At 60.3% G+C, this 14,448-nt stretch carries 14 protein-coding genes; 6 read left to right on the top strand and 8 right to left on the bottom strand.

Going from position 1 to position 14,448, the window contains the following annotated elements:
- Positions 1 to 5 precede the first annotated feature (5 nt).
- Positions 6 to 1,094, top strand: a complete 1,089-nt coding sequence (locus N554_RS0103715; RefSeq protein ID WP_029582242.1) for a TRAP transporter substrate-binding protein — start codon at positions 6 to 8, stop codon at positions 1,092 to 1,094.
- A 79-nt stretch (positions 1,095 to 1,173) separates the two neighbouring features.
- On the opposite strand, the gene N554_RS0103720 is transcribed toward N554_RS0103715, so the two are convergent.
- The 5 genes from N554_RS0103720 to gph form a co-directional block, all read right to left on the bottom strand.
- Entirely contained in the window at positions 1,174 to 2,781 is a 1,608-nt protein-coding gene (locus tag N554_RS0103720) for a TRAP transporter large permease (RefSeq protein ID WP_029582243.1), read from the bottom strand.
- Positions 2,778 to 3,317: a TRAP transporter small permease subunit gene (locus N554_RS0103725; protein ID WP_029582244.1), complete on the bottom strand. Its 540-nt coding sequence runs from the start codon at positions 3,315 to 3,317 to the stop codon at positions 2,778 to 2,780. Before N554_RS0103725 ends, N554_RS0103720 begins: the two co-directional genes overlap by 4 nt.
- A gap of 299 nt (positions 3,318 to 3,616) precedes the next feature.
- Positions 3,617 to 4,642, bottom strand: coding sequence for a GTP 3',8-cyclase MoaA (moaA, locus tag N554_RS0103730; RefSeq protein ID WP_029582245.1), 1,026 nt, complete (start codon positions 4,640 to 4,642; stop codon positions 3,617 to 3,619).
- Positions 4,643 to 4,761: 119 nt separating this feature from the next.
- Positions 4,762 to 5,235 (bottom strand): hypothetical protein, encoded by a 474-nt coding sequence (locus N554_RS0103735; RefSeq protein WP_029582246.1) that lies wholly within the window; start codon positions 5,233 to 5,235, stop codon positions 4,762 to 4,764.
- Between the two features lie 152 nt (positions 5,236 to 5,387).
- Positions 5,388 to 6,083, bottom strand: a complete 696-nt coding sequence (gene gph, locus N554_RS0103740; protein ID WP_029582247.1) for a phosphoglycolate phosphatase — start codon at positions 6,081 to 6,083, stop codon at positions 5,388 to 5,390.
- An 87-nt stretch (positions 6,084 to 6,170) separates the two neighbouring features.
- Between gph and N554_RS0103745 the strand changes: the two genes are divergently transcribed.
- The 4 genes from N554_RS0103745 (at position 6,171) to gor (ending at position 9,871) form a co-directional block, all read left to right on the top strand.
- The gene (locus tag N554_RS0103745) at positions 6,171 to 7,007 is read left to right on the top strand and encodes an SDR family NAD(P)-dependent oxidoreductase (RefSeq protein ID WP_029582248.1); all 837 of its coding nucleotides are present in this window, start codon (positions 6,171 to 6,173) and stop codon (positions 7,005 to 7,007) included.
- A gap of 116 nt (positions 7,008 to 7,123) precedes the next feature.
- Positions 7,124 to 7,822, top strand: coding sequence for a ribose-5-phosphate isomerase RpiA (gene rpiA, locus N554_RS0103750; protein WP_029582249.1), 699 nt, complete (start codon positions 7,124 to 7,126; stop codon positions 7,820 to 7,822).
- Positions 7,823 to 7,846: 24 nt separating this feature from the next.
- Positions 7,847 to 8,371: a DUF2059 domain-containing protein gene (locus N554_RS0103755; RefSeq protein WP_029582250.1), complete on the top strand. Its 525-nt coding sequence runs from the start codon at positions 7,847 to 7,849 to the stop codon at positions 8,369 to 8,371.
- Positions 8,372 to 8,485: 114 nt separating this feature from the next.
- The gene (gene gor, locus N554_RS0103760; RefSeq protein ID WP_029582251.1) at positions 8,486 to 9,871 is read left to right on the top strand and encodes a glutathione-disulfide reductase; all 1,386 of its coding nucleotides are present in this window, start codon (positions 8,486 to 8,488) and stop codon (positions 9,869 to 9,871) included.
- Positions 9,872 to 9,910: 39 nt separating this feature from the next.
- Here the strand turns inward: gor and N554_RS0103765 are convergent, their stop codons facing one another.
- Genes N554_RS0103765 through N554_RS39545 form a run of 3 tightly spaced genes read right to left on the bottom strand, consistent with a single transcriptional unit; the run spans position 9,911 to position 11,719 of the window.
- Positions 9,911 to 10,474 (bottom strand): cytochrome b, encoded by a 564-nt coding sequence (locus tag N554_RS0103765; protein ID WP_029582252.1) that lies wholly within the window; start codon positions 10,472 to 10,474, stop codon positions 9,911 to 9,913.
- On the bottom strand, positions 10,471 to 11,529 hold the full coding sequence (locus N554_RS0103770) for a catalase family peroxidase (protein ID WP_029582253.1): 1,059 nt from the start codon (positions 11,527 to 11,529) through the stop codon (positions 10,471 to 10,473). Before N554_RS0103770 ends, N554_RS0103765 begins: the two co-directional genes overlap by 4 nt.
- 7 nt (positions 11,530 to 11,536) lie before the next feature.
- On the bottom strand, positions 11,537 to 11,719 hold the full coding sequence (locus N554_RS39545) for a hypothetical protein (protein WP_156041761.1): 183 nt from the start codon (positions 11,717 to 11,719) through the stop codon (positions 11,537 to 11,539).
- 273 nt (positions 11,720 to 11,992) lie between these two features.
- Here N554_RS39545 and N554_RS0103775 point away from each other — a divergent pair, with 273 nt between their 5' ends.
- The gene (locus N554_RS0103775) at positions 11,993 to 14,398 is read left to right on the top strand and encodes a bifunctional diguanylate cyclase/phosphodiesterase (protein WP_029582254.1); all 2,406 of its coding nucleotides are present in this window, start codon (positions 11,993 to 11,995) and stop codon (positions 14,396 to 14,398) included.
- The last annotated feature ends 50 nt before the right edge of the window (positions 14,399 to 14,448 follow it).

Consider the following 14,448-nt stretch of genomic DNA (forward strand, 5'->3'; position numbering starts at 1 on the left):
ACTCAATGAAGCGACGAGACTTTATCAAGGTCACCGGAATAGGCGTGGCAGGTGCTGCGACGCTGGCAGCGCCGGCGATCGCGCAATCGATGCCGGAGATCAAATGGCGCATGACGGCAAGCTGGCCGAAGTCGCTCGACACGCTGTGGGGCGGCGTCGAGCAGATGGCGAAGGCGGTCGGCGAAGCCACCGACAACAAATTCCAGATTCAAACCTTTGCCGCTGGCGAAATCGTACCGGGCCTGCAGGTTCTTGACGCCGTGCAAAATGGCACCGTCGAGATGGGACATACGGCGTCCTACTATTACTTCGGCAAGGATCCGACATTTGCCTTCGGCACGGCGGTGCCGTTCGGGCCCAACCAGCGCATCAATCAGGCATGGTACATGCTCGGCGGCGGCAAGGAACTCCTCAACGATTTCTTCAAGGGCTACAATGTTCATTCCGTTCTCGCGGGCAATACCGGCTGCCAGATGGGAGGCTGGTTTCGCAGGGAGATCAACAGCGTCGATGATTTGAAGGGGCTCAAGGTGCGCATCGGCGGCTTTGCCGGGCGTGTCTTGCAGAAGCTCGGCGTCGTCCCGCAGCAGCTCGCCGGTGGCGATATCTATCCGGCGCTCGAAAAAGGCACCATCGATGCCGCCGAGTGGGTCGGTCCCTACGATGATGAGAAGCTCGGCCTCTACAAGGTCGCGCCGCACTACTATTATCCCGGATGGTGGGAAGGCGGCCCGATGCTCATGGCCTACATCAATCTCGAGAAATGGAATGCGCTGCCCAAGCACTATCAAGCCATTATCGAGCAGGCTGGACAGTATGCCAACAACTGGATGATGGCGAAGTACGATCAGGGTAATCCGCCGGCGCTGCGCAAATTGCTGGCCGGCGGTAGCAAGCTGCATTCGTTTTCGCCGCCGATTATGCAGGCCTGCCTCAAGGCTACGAAGGAACTATACACCGAAACTGCGGCGACCAATCCGAATTTCAAGAAGGTGCTGGAGTCGATGACCGCTTTCTCGAACAACGGATACCAATGGTTCCAGGTCGCGGAGCTCGGTTACGACAGCTTCATGGCGCGCAATCCGCAGGGTTGATCGCGTCCGCAGAACATTAAAGGCAAATAAAAACCCCGGTGCGAAAGCTCCGGGGTTTCTGTTGACGAAAACAGAATTGCTACTGTTTTGCTGGAGGACCGAAATCCAGCGGCGGCGGAAGTTCGATCTCCGGAACCTCGATCTTGATCTTGTTCAGATCGACGTTCAGCGGCCTGTCGAGCAGGCCGGTCACGGTGATCGGGAAGGCAATCACGAGTGCGACCATGATCAACTGCAATCCGATCCAGGGCAGCGCGCCCCAATAGATGTCGGAGCTCTTCACTGATTTCGGAGCGACACCGCGCAAATAGAACAGCGCAAACCCGAATGGCGGATGCAGGAACGACGTCTGCATGTTCACGCAAAGCATCACGCCGAACCAGATCAGCGCGGCATCCGGTCCGACAACCGGCGTCAGGAGTTTCTGCGCGATCGGAGCGATCATCGGCAGAATAATGAAGGCAATCTCGAAGAAATCCAGGAAGAACGCCAAGAAGAAAATGAAGAGATTGATGAAGATCAGGAAGCCCCAGACACCGCCGGGCAACGACGTAAGCAGATGCTCTAACCATACGCCGCCGGAGACGCCGAGGAACACCACCGAGAAACAGGTTGAGCCGATCAGGATGAACACCACCATGGTGGTAATGCGCATTGTCGTCTGATAGCCCTGCTTGATCAGGTCTCGCAGGGCGGGAATGCGGACCGCCTCGAGGCAAATCCACACCACCGCGAAATAGGTGATGGCAAAAGCGATCTTGAAGATAAGTCCCGCTGTAAAGAACATGCCGATTATGGTGCCGATACCGGCGGCGATCACACCGGCGACCAAGATTTTGTGGCCCGTCGTGCTGAATTCCTTGCTGTGTATCGCTGCGAGCACGATGGCGCCGACCGCGCCCATGGCGCCAGCCTCGGTCGGCGTTGCAAGACCCATCATCATAGTGCCGAGTACGACGAAGATCAGCACGGCCGAGGGGATGATGCCAAGCAGACATTTGCGCCAAAGCGGCCAGCCGGTCAGCGTCAACTCGGTCTTCGGTACCGGCGGCACATGGTCCGGTTTGATGAGGCCAAGCAAAAACGTGTAGCCGGCGAACAGTGCGATCTGGAAAAGCGACGGTCCCCACGCCCCAAGATACATATCGCCGACCGACTTGCCGAGCTGATCGGCCAGCACGATGAGCACGAGCGAGGGGGGCACGAGCTGCGTGATCGTCCCGGACGCCGCCAGCACGCCGGTGATGTAGCGGATATTGTAGCCGTAGCGGATCATCACCGGCATCGAGATCATCGCCATGGCGATAACTTGCGCCGCCACCGTACCGGTGATGGCTCCAAGGATGAAGCCGACGATGATGACTGAGTAGCCGAGGCCGCCGCGGATCGGTCCAAAGAGCTGCCCCATCGAATCGAGCATGTCTTCTGCAAGACCGCACCGCTCGAGGACTGCACCCATGAACGTGAAGAAGGGTATCGCGAGCAGAAGTTCGTTCGAAAGAACACTGCCGAATATGCGGCCCGGAATCGCCTGAAGAAAATTCAGGTCAAAGAAACCGAGATGGATCGCTAGGAAGCCGAACGAAAGTCCTACCGCGGCGAGCGTAAAGGCTACCGGGAAGCCGATCAGCATGGACAGAACCAAACCGCCGAACATCAGCGGTGGCATCATTTCCAGCGTGATCATTGTGTCGGCCTCTCATATTTCGCATCGATCGTCACATGACCTTGGAGGGCAGCGATGCGCTTGATGACTTCTGAGACGCCCTGCAACGCCAACATCACGAAACCGGCCGGTACCACAATTTTAATCGGCCAGCGGACCAAGCCGCCGGCGTTGCCGGAGATTTCACCAACGGAGTAGGCTTGCATGAAAAATGGCCAGGAAAGATAGCTAAGCAGAAGGCACGCCGGTATCAGGAAGAAAAGTGTGCCGATCAAGTCGAGCCAGAGCTGGCCCCGCTCGGAGAGAAGCAAGTAGAATATTTCGACTCGAACATGTTCGTTGCGTTTGAACGTGTACGACGCGCCGAACATGACGAGGATGGCGAACATGTACCACTGCAGTTCAAGCCAGCCGTTCGAGCTGTAACCGAACGCGTAGCGGATCATTGCGTTGCCGGCGCTTACGATACAGGCAGCCAGGACGAGAAAATTGCAGATGTAGCCGATCTTTTCGTTGATCTGGTCGATAGCTCGGCTAACTGCCAACAATGGACGCATCGCGTTCTCTCCGGCGGTCGCCATCAGAGCACGCCGATCGTTTCAACAAGCATCGCTCCGCCACCACGCATTAAACGCGTGACGTCATGGCTCATCTGCAAGAGCGATTGCAACGATAGTCCTCCCCCAAAATACCTTTGCCGTCTTGACCGCGCCCGTCAGGCGCAGCGGCCTATACAGCCGAGCAAGCATAAGGCAGCCGCACCATTTCAGCGCGTTGTGGCGCCGTCAATTGAAAAATGGACAAGTTGACGCGGGGGGCAAACAGCGGGATGGCCTGACGAATCAGGGGCCGGAATTCAGCCGCCGGTGACGCTCATATGGCGGCTGACGCTCGGGCGGTTGTGCCTGCGATCGATAATGAAGTCGTGGCCCTTCGGCTTGAGGCCGATGGCACGATCGATCGCCGCGCTGAGCAGGTCATCATCGCCGGACGCCCGCAGCGGTTTGCGCAAATCGGAGGCATCCTCGTGGCCGAGGCAGGTATGTAGCGTCCCGGTGCAGGTGATCCGCACCCGATTGCAGGACTCGCAGAAGTTGTGGGTCATCGGCGTGATGAAGCCGAGCTTGCCACCGGTCTCGCTGACGCGAACGTAACGGGCGGGCCCGCCGGTATTATCGTCGAGGTCGGTCAAGGTGAATTGCTTGGCGAGACGCGCGCGAAGCAGCGACAGCGGCACATATTGGTCGATGCGCCCTTCGCCGATGTCGCCCATCGGCATGACCTCGATCAGCGTAAGCGCCATGCCTTTGCCGTGCGCCCATTCCATCAGCGAGGGGATTTCATCCTCGTTCAGATTCTTCAGCGCAACCGCATTGATCTTGACAGCGAGACCCGCCGATCGCGCGGCCTCGATGCCGGCCACGACCTTGTCGAAATCGCCCCAACGGGTGATGGCGCGGAATTTCGCCGGATCAAGCGTGTCCAGCGATACGTTGATGCGGCGTACCCCGCAGTCCCGCAACTCGCCGGCGAAACGCGCCAGCTGTGAGCCATTGGTCGTCAGCGTCAGTTCATTGAGCGCACCGGTGTCGAGATGGCGCGAGAGCGAGCGCACCAGCGACATCACGTTGCGCCGGACCAGCGGCTCGCCGCCGGTCAGCCGCAACTTCCGTACGCCCTTGGCGATGAACGCCGAACAAAGCCGATCAAGCTCTTCGAGCGTCAGCAAATCGGCTTTGGGCAGAAATGTCATGTCTTCGGACATGCAATAAAAGCAGCGCAGATCGCAGCGATCCGTGACCGATACCCGCAAATAGCTGATCGTCCGGCCAAACGGGTCGGTCATCGGGCGGGTCAGCGATGTATTGGAGGGTCCGGTCATTCAATACGCCTTGTCACTGCGGCAGCCGCCATGATGGGCGCGACGCAAAGTTTATGATCCCAATGTATGCATGATGCAATCCGCGCACAATCCGCACCTTCCTGGTGCGGTGCCGGCGATCAGCGGCTGGCCGCAGGCGGCGGGGGTGCTTGCGCCGGGTCGGGGAACGGCGATCCCGCAGGCGCCGCGGCGGCTTTGGGCGCTGTTGGCTGTTTCGGCTTCAGCATTTTCCGGGCTGCCCTCGGCGGCGGGCCCGCCGGCTGGAGCTCTGCGATCACCGGGTTGGGATCGACGGTCGTCGAGGCAGGGGAGGAGAAATCTCCGGGGCTACGGATCACCTGTACCGGGACCGTTGCCGGCTGGAACTTGTTCAGCGTGTAGGTGACCGAGAAACCAGCCTCGGGCGCGGGCACGGCGACGGAGCAGGGGGTCTTGCAGCCCGGCCCTAGCGATGTCAGGGCGTCCGCTCCTGGCGGTACCGACTCGAGCTGGACCTGCACGGTTGGCGGCGTTGGTTTGAAGGCGTCCAGAGAAAGCGAGGAACAGCCGGCCAGGCTTGCCCCCGCCATGGCAATCACGATGACACGACGCATGATCTATCCGTCACTTACTGCGGCAAACTGCCACAATCCCCGCGCGGACCATAGGAGCGTCAGGACAGGGGCGCAACCGCGCGGACCTGCATCGCAAATTGATGGTTAATTTCCGGATGGAGTACTGAAAAATATCGAATGGAAGCAAATACTTAAAATACTTGTATGACCTTTCTCTGCAACATCAGGCTTTCCACTGCCGCAGTCAAATCTCTCATGTGACCGATCAGCAGATCCGGTTTGAGATCGGCGATTGGCACATCGGTATAGCCAAATTCAACGCCGATCACGGGAATACCGGCGCGCCGGGCTACGCCGATATCGGGGCCGGCATCGCCGACCATGATCGCCGACGACAGCTGCCCGCCCGCGCGCGCGACCGTCTGCCGGAGTATGGCCGGGTCAGGCTTCGAAACGCCGAAGGTGTCTGCGCCGCAAATCGCAGAAAATCGCGAACTCAATCCGAGCTGGTCGAGCAGCAGCTTCGACAGCCACTCCAGCTTGTTGGTGCAAACCGCAAAGCGAAATCCGCGTGCGGCCAGCTCATCGAGCGCGCTTTCCAGGCCCTCGAACGGGCGCGAAAAGTCAGCAATATGCGCTGCATAGTGGTCGATAAAGTCATTCGTAAGCCGGGTGATGTCTTCGACCCCGGCCGTGCGGCCCTCCAATTCCAGGCCGCGTTCGATCAGCTTGCGGGCACCCGCGCCAATCATGTTGCGCGCCGATTGCAGCGGCACCGGGGGCAGGCCCTCGCGGTCAAGAACGAAGTTGAGCGCATTGATCAAATCGGGCGCCGTATCAACCAGCGTGCCGTCAAGATCGAATACAACGGTGCGGGGAGAGGTCATCGAGAAATCGCTATCGGTCCCCGAACGATCATGCAAGTAGGAGATGCAATTACGAGATGAAGGCTTCGGCCGATCCGGGAGGCACTGATGCGAGAGATTGCAGGCAAGACAGCCTTTGTCACCGGCGGGGCAAGCGGCATCGGGCTCGCACTCGGGCGGGCCTTTGCGGAAGCCGGCATGAACGTGATGCTGGCCGATATCGAGACGGACGCGCTGCAGGCGGCCGTCAAAAACCTGCAGGCATTCGCGCCGAATGTGCGCGGCACGATCTGTGACGTTGCAGATCCCGCAAGTGTGGAGCGGGCCGCGCAGGCCTCGTTCGAAGCGTTTGGGAATGTGCATGTGGTCTGCAACAATGCCGGCGTCGCGGCGGGCGGCGGCATCGACCTTATCTCGCTCGACAATTGGCGGTGGGTGCTCGACGTCAATCTGATGGGCGTGCTTCATGGCATCAAGAGCTTTCTGCCCCACATCCGCGCCCACGGCGAAGGCGGTCATATCGTCAACACCGCGTCGATGGCCGGCATATACAGCGGGCTCGGCTTCAGCCCCTACGGGGCGAGCAAATTTGCGGTGGTCAGCATGTCCGAGGGCCTGGCGATGCAGCTTCGGCCCCACGGCATTGGCGTGAGCGTGCTTTGTCCGAGCTTCGTGCGCACCCGTATCGGCGAGAGCGGGCGCAATCGGCCGCAGCGGTATGGTCCGGCGCAGCCGCTGGATCCGGCGAGCCCGGCGGCAGCCATGGTCGCCGAGATTGCACGGCAACTCGAGGCCGGCCTGGAACCTGCGGCCGTTGCCGCGCGGGTCCTGGCCGCCGTCAGGGACGACGAACTCTACGTCTTTACCCATCCCGACATGCGCAGCGAGGTTGAGGAGCGGTTCGCGGCCATCCTGGCGGCGATGGACAAGGTGCCGGTTCACTGATTGCGGCTCCAAAGGCCGCTTATAGCGCTGTTCCTCGCGGGAAAACGACGCTAGATATGGCCCGCCGACGTCGCCGGTGCATGACCGGTGAGCGGCTCCTGGGGCATCGTTTGCACGTGAATATGGACGAATTGAAACGCCAAGCGGCGGCCCGCGCGCTTGAACATGTCCGCGACGGCATGAAGCTCGGTCTCGGCACCGGCTCGACTGCGAAACATTTTGTCGAACTTTTGGGCGAACGGGTTCGCGCCGGGCTCAACGTCGTTGGCGTGCCGACATCGGAAGCGACCCGCATCGACGCGATACGGTGCGGCATTCCATTGACGACGCTTGACGACATTGATCGGCTCGATCTGACGGTGGATGGCGCCGACGAAATCGACCCGGCTCTCAACCTCATCAAGGGCGGCGGCGGCGCGTTGCTGCGCGAAAAGATCGTCGCCGCGGCGTCCGATCGCATGATCGTGATCGCCGATGATTCCAAATGGGTCGCAGATCTCGGCCGCTTTCCACTACCGGTTGAGGTCATTCCGTTCGGGCTGGCGGCGACGCAACACGCGATCGGAAAGGCATTTGCGGAAAGCGGCAATTCCGGGCAAATGGTGGTCCGAACGGGCAAGGACGGTCACGTTTTTGTCACTGACGGCGGCCACTGGATTGTCGACGCCCATCTTGGACGAATAGCCGATGCTCCGCGCCTGGCGGGCTTGCTGGCCGTCATCCCGGGCGTGGTCGATCACGGGCTGTTCATCGGTCTTGCGGGCATGGCGATACTGGCGGGCTCGCAGGGAATTCGCGTTGTTGAACGGCCGTAACGCCGCAATGTTAGGAGAATCGGAATGAAGAGCTTTTCTAGAATTTTTTCGGCTGCGGGCCTCGCATTGGGGCTGGCTCTGACGGTCGTTCCGGCGGGCGCACAACAGAAGGCGCCTCCGCTCAAGGAAGCTTCCTCGTCGGCTATCTCGGCGGCAAAGGAAATTCTGGCGATGAAAAATGCAAGCGCCATGTATGCCAACGCCGTTCCCAACATCGTCCAGCAGACCAAAGATCAGTTGATGCAAAGCAACCTCAACTACCAAAAAGATCTCAATGAAGTTGCCGTTGTCGTCGCCCAAAAGCTTGCCGGTCGCGAAAAGGAAATCGGGGAAGGGATGGCGAAAGTTTACGCCAACGAATTCAGCGAGCAGGAGCTGAAGGATCTGGTCACGTTCTACAAGTCGCCGCTTGGTCAGAAGCTGCTCGCGTCGGAGCCGAGGGCCATTCAGTTCAGCATGTCCTATATGAACCAGTGGGCGCAGGGTTTTGCCGAAAGCGTCAATGGTGAATTCCGCGCCGAGATGCGCAAGCGCGGCAAGGAAATCTGATCCCGCAACTACAGCGTTCTCGAGCAAAGTGCATTCGGTTCGCGTGAAGAGAATGCGTCAAAACAACGATTAGAGCGTCGGTTTTATTGAAGCTCTAGTGTTCGGTCGGGCAATATGGCTGAGTTCGACGTCGATCTGTTTGTCATCGGAGGAGGTTCGGGTGGCGTGCGCGCCGCCCGGATCGCCGCCGGTCACGGCGCGCGCGTCATGATTGCCGAAGAATACCGGATGGGCGGGACCTGCGTGATCCGCGGCTGCGTGCCGAAGAAGCTCCTGGTTTATGCCTCCCACATCCATCAGGAGATCGAGGACGCCGCGGGCTTCGGCTGGACCATTCCTTCCGCGACGTTCGACTGGCCGACCCTGATCGCCAACAAGGACAAGGAGATCGCACGACTGGAGGCGGCCTATACCGCCAACGTGCAAAAATCCGGCGCGCGTATCGTCAAGACGCGCGCGGTGTTCGAGGACGCCCATACGCTTCGGCTCACGACGGGCGAGGCTGTGAAAGCAAAATATGTGCTGATCGCGACCGGCGGTGCTCCCAATCACGGGCTTGCGATCCCCGGCATCGACCACGTGATCTCGTCCAACGAAGTGTTTCATTTGGCCGAGCTGCCGAAGCGCATCATGATTCAAGGCGGCGGCTACATCGCGCTGGAGTTTGCCGGCATTTTCGCCGGATTCGGTTCCGACGTGACGGTGATCTATCGCGGCGAAAATATCCTGCGCGGCTTCGACGACGACGTCCGCACCCATGTGCGCGCCGAGATGGAAAAGCAGGGCATCACCATTCTCACCGGCAACACGGTCAGCAGGGTCGACAGGCACGGCAAGGAGTTCACCACGCATCTGTCCAACGGATCGAGCGTCGCCTCCGATCAGGTGATGTTCGCGATCGGCCGGCATCCCAACGTCGCCAATCTCGGGCTGGAGAAGGCCGGCGTCGCCATTAATCCGAGCAATGGCGGGATCGCGGTCGATAATTTTTCGCGCACCTCGGTGCCGAACATCTACGCGATCGGCGACGTCACACATCGCCTCAACCTGACGCCGGTCGCGATCCGCGAGGGTCACGCGTTTGCCGATACGGTGTTTGGCAAGCGGCCGATTGAAGTCGACCATGTCGACATTCCCACGGCGGTGTTTTCCCAGCCGGAGGTCGGCACGGTGGGACTGACGGAAGCGCAGGCGCGCGCGCAATTCAGCCACGTCGATATCTACAAAACTGACTTCAGGCCGATGAAGGCAACGATGTCAGGCCGCGATACGCGGGTTCTGATGAAGCTGGTTGTCGATGGCACCACCGGCCGCGTCGTCGGCTGTCACATCGTCGGCGACGGCGCGGCCGAAATCGTGCAGGTGCTCGGCATCGCCGTCAAAATGAAAGCAACTAAGGCCGATTTCGACGCGACCATGGCGCTGCATCCCACCGCGGCGGAAGAACTCGTGACCATGCGGACGCCGACCGCGCGCTATGTGCGGCAGGCGGCGGAGTAGCGTTTTCGAGCGAAAGCCCCGGACTTTGGTGGATTTGCGTCACTCAGCGGGCGCGACCTCATCGTGAGCCGGCACGGGCGCCATCGAGTCGAACACACCGTCGCGTCGGATGAGCGCATGGAAAAGCGCCGCGGCGACGTGCATCAGGATCAGCGCGAAGAATACGAAAGCCAGGTAGAAATGCGCATTCCATAGCAGCGTATGCAGGCTGTCGCTCTGCGGCAGTATTGGTGGAAGGCGAACGCCCCCGTACAGCACGACCGGATAGGCGGCGGCCGACAGCATCCCCCAGCCGAGCAGCGGCATGACGATCATGAGGACATAGAACGCGTAATGCGACAGGTGCGCTGCGAGCTTGAGCGGCTCGGGCAGGTCGGCCGGCAGTCTCGGCGCGCCATAGTGCAGGCGCGCTGCCAGGCGGATCAACGCGAGTACCAGAATGGTGATGCCGAGCGATTTGTGAATCGAAACGAGCGTCAGATATTTCGGCGTGATGGTGGACACCATGCCCACGCCGACGAAGAGCATCGCGAGAAGGCAGACCGCCATGAGCCAGTGCAGCAGGCGCTGGAGCGGGGTGAAATGTTGGCGGAGGCCGATCATGGCTTGGCGTCCGTTGCAGTTCGTGGATAGTACTTGGCCTCCGCCGCACGAAGGTCATATGATTTGATGTAGACGGATGACCGCGCGCTTGGGAACGGGTCGTCCGATGTCCGGATGCCCGAAGGCAGGACGGTCGGATCAAAGTTGATGTCACGGCAGGGACCGTCCCGCTCGGCTTGGATCTGCTGAACGATGAGCGTGCCGACCTCGACTGTACGACGCTCATCCGGCCAGGCCTTGCTCGGATCGGCAGTTGGATCTTCCGGATTGGCGACGGTCACTACCATGGTCCAGCGCACCGGTGCGCTGCGCACTCGTTCTGTGACGTCCTGCTCGAGGAAGTCGGGGTCGCGCTTCGCCAGATCATCGCGCGAGACCGGAACGGGTTGCGCCGCCGGCAAGAGCGACCATCGCACCGTACTCTCTACGCCGGAACCGGCGGTGAAAATGAAGCTGTTAAGGCTGTTGAATCGCTGTTCCGTATAGCTGCCAGTCCAGGGCGCACTCTTGGCCCATGCGTCGAATGCCGAAAACTCCGGATGCGCGCTGCTGAATGTCTTCATCGCGTTCGGGTCCTTGCTCGCCGATGCGCGCAGCATCTCATAAAATGCTTGCGGCGTTGACACTGGAAAGAATGGTGGATTGATCATGGCGGTGCGCCATTCCTGGCCGTCCGGCGTCGATATCTGCAGCCCGATGCCCCGCACCCGTACCGTCGCATCCGGCGCGTTCGGATTAGGGGTGCCGAGATTGAAGCGCCCGAGCGCCGGATACTGGCCGCGGTTAAAAACCTGGGCCCGCGACAGCTCAGACCCGGCGCCGTTCGCTTCGAATATTCCGGTGAAGCAGATACCCTTGGCGTGGTTTCGCCGATGGCCGAGCGGCACGGCGGTCGGCGGCTTGAACGCATCCACCATCTTGTCCGGTGTGAGGCGCTGCGGCGAGAACCATCCCGCCGTGTAGGCGAAGGCGGCAGCAGCGCCACCGATGACGACGGCGATCAGCACAAGCCGTCCAAGCACGGAACGCCCGGAAAGTTGGCGCGGCTGTTCCATTCAACCCTCACTGTTGTGATGGATGGGCCTGCGAGCGAATTTGCCGTTCTCCACGACCAATCCGCTCAAAATCCTGTGAGCTATTCGGATATGTTTGGCTTTTAGCGTTCAGGCGCAGCGCCGGTCTTTCAAACCGCCAGAACTCTTTCAGAATCGCACGTCGCGCGAGCAGAAGACCCAGCCGCGGCATGAGAAAAATCCATGACCCCCAGCAAGTCTGCGCACCCCGAGAAGCGGACTTCGCGAGACGTAGCTGCCCATGGTGTGTGCCAATATCGGTCATGTCCCATGACCTTCACGCCCGGTCATCCGACGGCCTGAGGGTCACGTCGGGGATCTCATCATACACCGACCTGCCTGCCGGGCACATCCTCTGCCGGGCCGGATGGCTTTACCGCTTCTTACGGTTTTACCACTAGATTTTCCCGCAACCGCGGTATTCCCGCTGTTGCGGAATTGTAACATGTTCAAGGTCTACAATTGCATCGCTTACGCCCACGATTTGAGGCTTGTCGGCCTCGCGGCCGTGATCTGCATCCTGGCGTCTTTCGCAGCGATTAATCTGCTTCATCATGCCTGCAAATCGAGCGGCCACATGCGGCGCGTGTGGCTTGCGGTATCGGCCATATCCACCGGCTTCGGTATCTGGGCAACGCACTTCGTCGCGATGCTTGCGTTCACACCGGGAATCCCGAGCGGCTATAATATTGCCTTAACCATCCTGTCGTTACTCGCGGCCATCCTGCTGACCGGCGCAGGACTTGCTATCTCCCTCATTCCGAACGGGCGCCATGGGCCATGGATTGGCGGCGCCATCGTCGCCGGTGGCATCGCCGCGATGCACTACACCGGAATGGCTGCATTTGAAATCGCGGGCATCATCCTGTGGGATCCTGTTCTTGTCTTCGCATCGATTGTACTCGGTGCCGGAATCGGTGCCGTCGCACTTCCCGTTGGTCTTCATAAAAAGGAAGAGAAATGGAAGATCGGCGGCGCCGTGCTGCTGACGCTCGCGATCTGCAGCCATCACTTCACCGCGATGGGCGCAGTGTCGATCATTCCCGACCCCAGTATTGCGGTTTCGGAATCAGCGCTGCCAGCCGCATGGCTGGCGGCGGGGGTGGCGATCGCGAGCTTCGCCATTATCGGATTGGCGCTGGCGGGTGTCGTGCTCGATATCCGAGACCGTCGCCGCTCGGAACTTGAAGTCAACCGGATGCGCGATCTCGCGAATGCCTCGGTTGAGGGACTTCTGGTTTGCGACGGAGAGGTGATTGTCTCCGTTAACACAAGTTTTGCCGTTCTGACGGGTTTATCGACAGCAAGTCTCGTCGGTGCAAGGCTTGAGCGCTGTTTTCCGAACCGGGTCGCATGCGCTAAACTGCTGTCCGGATCGAGCCTGCCGATCGAAACAGAATTACGCCACCTCGACGGCTCGATGACCCCTGTTGAGTTGATCCTGCGGCCGATCATTTTTGCCGGACGGCCCCATCACGTCGTCGCTGTTCGCGATCTGCAAGCCCGCAAGGAGGCCGAGCAACACATTCACTATCTCGCACATCACGACGCGTTGACTTCACTTCCCAATCGCAGCCACTTCAACGGGCGGCTCGACCAGGAACTTGTCGCCCTAAACAAAGGCGACAGTCTCGCCGTGTTCTGCCTCGACCTCGATCGGTTCAAGGAAGTCAATGACCTGTTCGGCCACGCCGTGGGCGACGCAGTGCTTCAGAGCGTGGCTTCGCGCGTCACCGCAGTGCTCGACGAGCGTCAGATGATGGCACGTCTGGGGGGCGACGAGTTCGCCGTTCTGATGCCCGGAGTTGCAAATCCCGCCGCGGCAAGCCGACTTGCCGAGACCATTCTGGAAGCGCTGCGCGCACCAAGCGATACGCCGGAAATCAACAGCATCTCGGCGAGCATCGGCATTGCGCTTTATCCTGATGACGCGACGGATAGTCAGTCGCTTCTCACCCATGCCGACACGGCCCTCTACCGCGCCAAGACCGAAGGCCGAAATACCTATCGTTTCTTCGAAGCAAAGATGGGCGCTGAGGTTCGCGAGCGCCGTATGCTCGAACATGATCTGCGACTCGCGATTGCGCGCGACGAGCTGCGGCTGGTGTATCAGCCCCAGACGGAAGTCCAGAGCGGGACCGTCACCGGCTTCGAAGCATTGCTGCGCTGGAAGCACCCGACGCGCGGCGAGATTTCACCTGCAATTTTCATCCCGATGGCCGAGGAGACCGGCGCGATCCTGGAGATCGGCGACTGGGTGTTAAAGATGGCCTGCCGCGAGGCGGCAGCGTGGACCGAACCATTGACGGTCGCGGTCAACGTCTCGGCCGTGCAGCTCTACAATGCCAACTTCGTCCAGGAGCTGCACCAAATCCTCCTGGAAACCGGCCTGCCGGCACGCCGTCTGGAGATCGAGGTCACCGAGACGGCGCTTGTTCGCGATTTCGATCGGGCGCTCACCACGCTGCGGCTGATCAAGGCTCTCGGCATCCGCATCGCGATGGACGACTTCGGGACCGGTTATTCATCGCTCTCTAACTTGCGGGCATTTCCGTTCGACAAGATCAAGATCGACGGCTCGTTCATCAAATCTGTCAATTCCAACGGTCAAGCCGCGACCATTGTTAGAGCGGTGTTGGGGCTTGGTCGCGGGCTCGGCCTTCCCGTGCTGGCCGAAGGCGTCGAGACCGACGCCGAGCTTCAATTCCTGCGCGACGAACTTTGCGATGAGGTGCAGGGTTATCTGCTCGGACGCCCGGCCGCCATCGGCAGCTTCCGCAATTTCACGCATGGGGACATTGTATTGGACGTGAGTGGCGATCTTCCTGTTTCGCGAGCAAAAAGCGCGTGAGGACGGAAAGTCGATGCCACGAAACGGGAAAGATTTGATCGTGAATGCGA

It is taken from the genome of Bradyrhizobium sp. URHD0069 (assembly GCF_000701345.1).
GTDB lineage: Bacteria > Pseudomonadota > Alphaproteobacteria > Rhizobiales > Xanthobacteraceae > Bradyrhizobium.

Bases quoted from the DNA above. Each gene is read 5' to 3' on its own strand.
- N554_RS0103715 (WP_029582242.1), top strand. From the start codon at position 6: ATGAAGCGACGAGACTTTATCAAGGTCACCGGAATAGGCGTGGCAGGT.
- N554_RS0103720 (WP_029582243.1), bottom strand. From the start codon at position 2,781: ATGATCACGCTGGAAATGATGCCACCGCTGATGTTCGGCGGTTTGGTT.
- N554_RS0103725 (WP_029582244.1), bottom strand. From the start codon at position 3,317: ATGCGTCCATTGTTGGCAGTTAGCCGAGCTATCGACCAGATCAACGAA.
- moaA (WP_029582245.1), bottom strand. From the start codon at position 4,642: ATGACCGGACCCTCCAATACATCGCTGACCCGCCCGATGACCGACCCG.
- N554_RS0103735 (WP_029582246.1), bottom strand. From the start codon at position 5,235: ATGCGTCGTGTCATCGTGATTGCCATGGCGGGGGCAAGCCTGGCCGGC.
- gph (WP_029582247.1), bottom strand. From the start codon at position 6,083: ATGACCTCTCCCCGCACCGTTGTATTCGATCTTGACGGCACGCTGGTT.
- N554_RS0103745 (WP_029582248.1), top strand. From the start codon at position 6,171: ATGCGAGAGATTGCAGGCAAGACAGCCTTTGTCACCGGCGGGGCAAGC.
- N554_RS0103755 (WP_029582250.1), top strand. From the start codon at position 7,847: ATGAAGAGCTTTTCTAGAATTTTTTCGGCTGCGGGCCTCGCATTGGGG.
- gor (WP_029582251.1), top strand. From the start codon at position 8,486: ATGGCTGAGTTCGACGTCGATCTGTTTGTCATCGGAGGAGGTTCGGGT.
- N554_RS0103765 (WP_029582252.1), bottom strand. From the start codon at position 10,474: ATGATCGGCCTCCGCCAACATTTCACCCCGCTCCAGCGCCTGCTGCAC.
- N554_RS0103770 (WP_029582253.1), bottom strand. From the start codon at position 11,529: ATGGAACAGCCGCGCCAACTTTCCGGGCGTTCCGTGCTTGGACGGCTT.
- N554_RS39545 (WP_156041761.1), bottom strand. From the start codon at position 11,719: ATGCCGCGGCTGGGTCTTCTGCTCGCGCGACGTGCGATTCTGAAAGAG.
- N554_RS0103775 (WP_029582254.1), top strand. From the start codon at position 11,993: ATGTTCAAGGTCTACAATTGCATCGCTTACGCCCACGATTTGAGGCTT.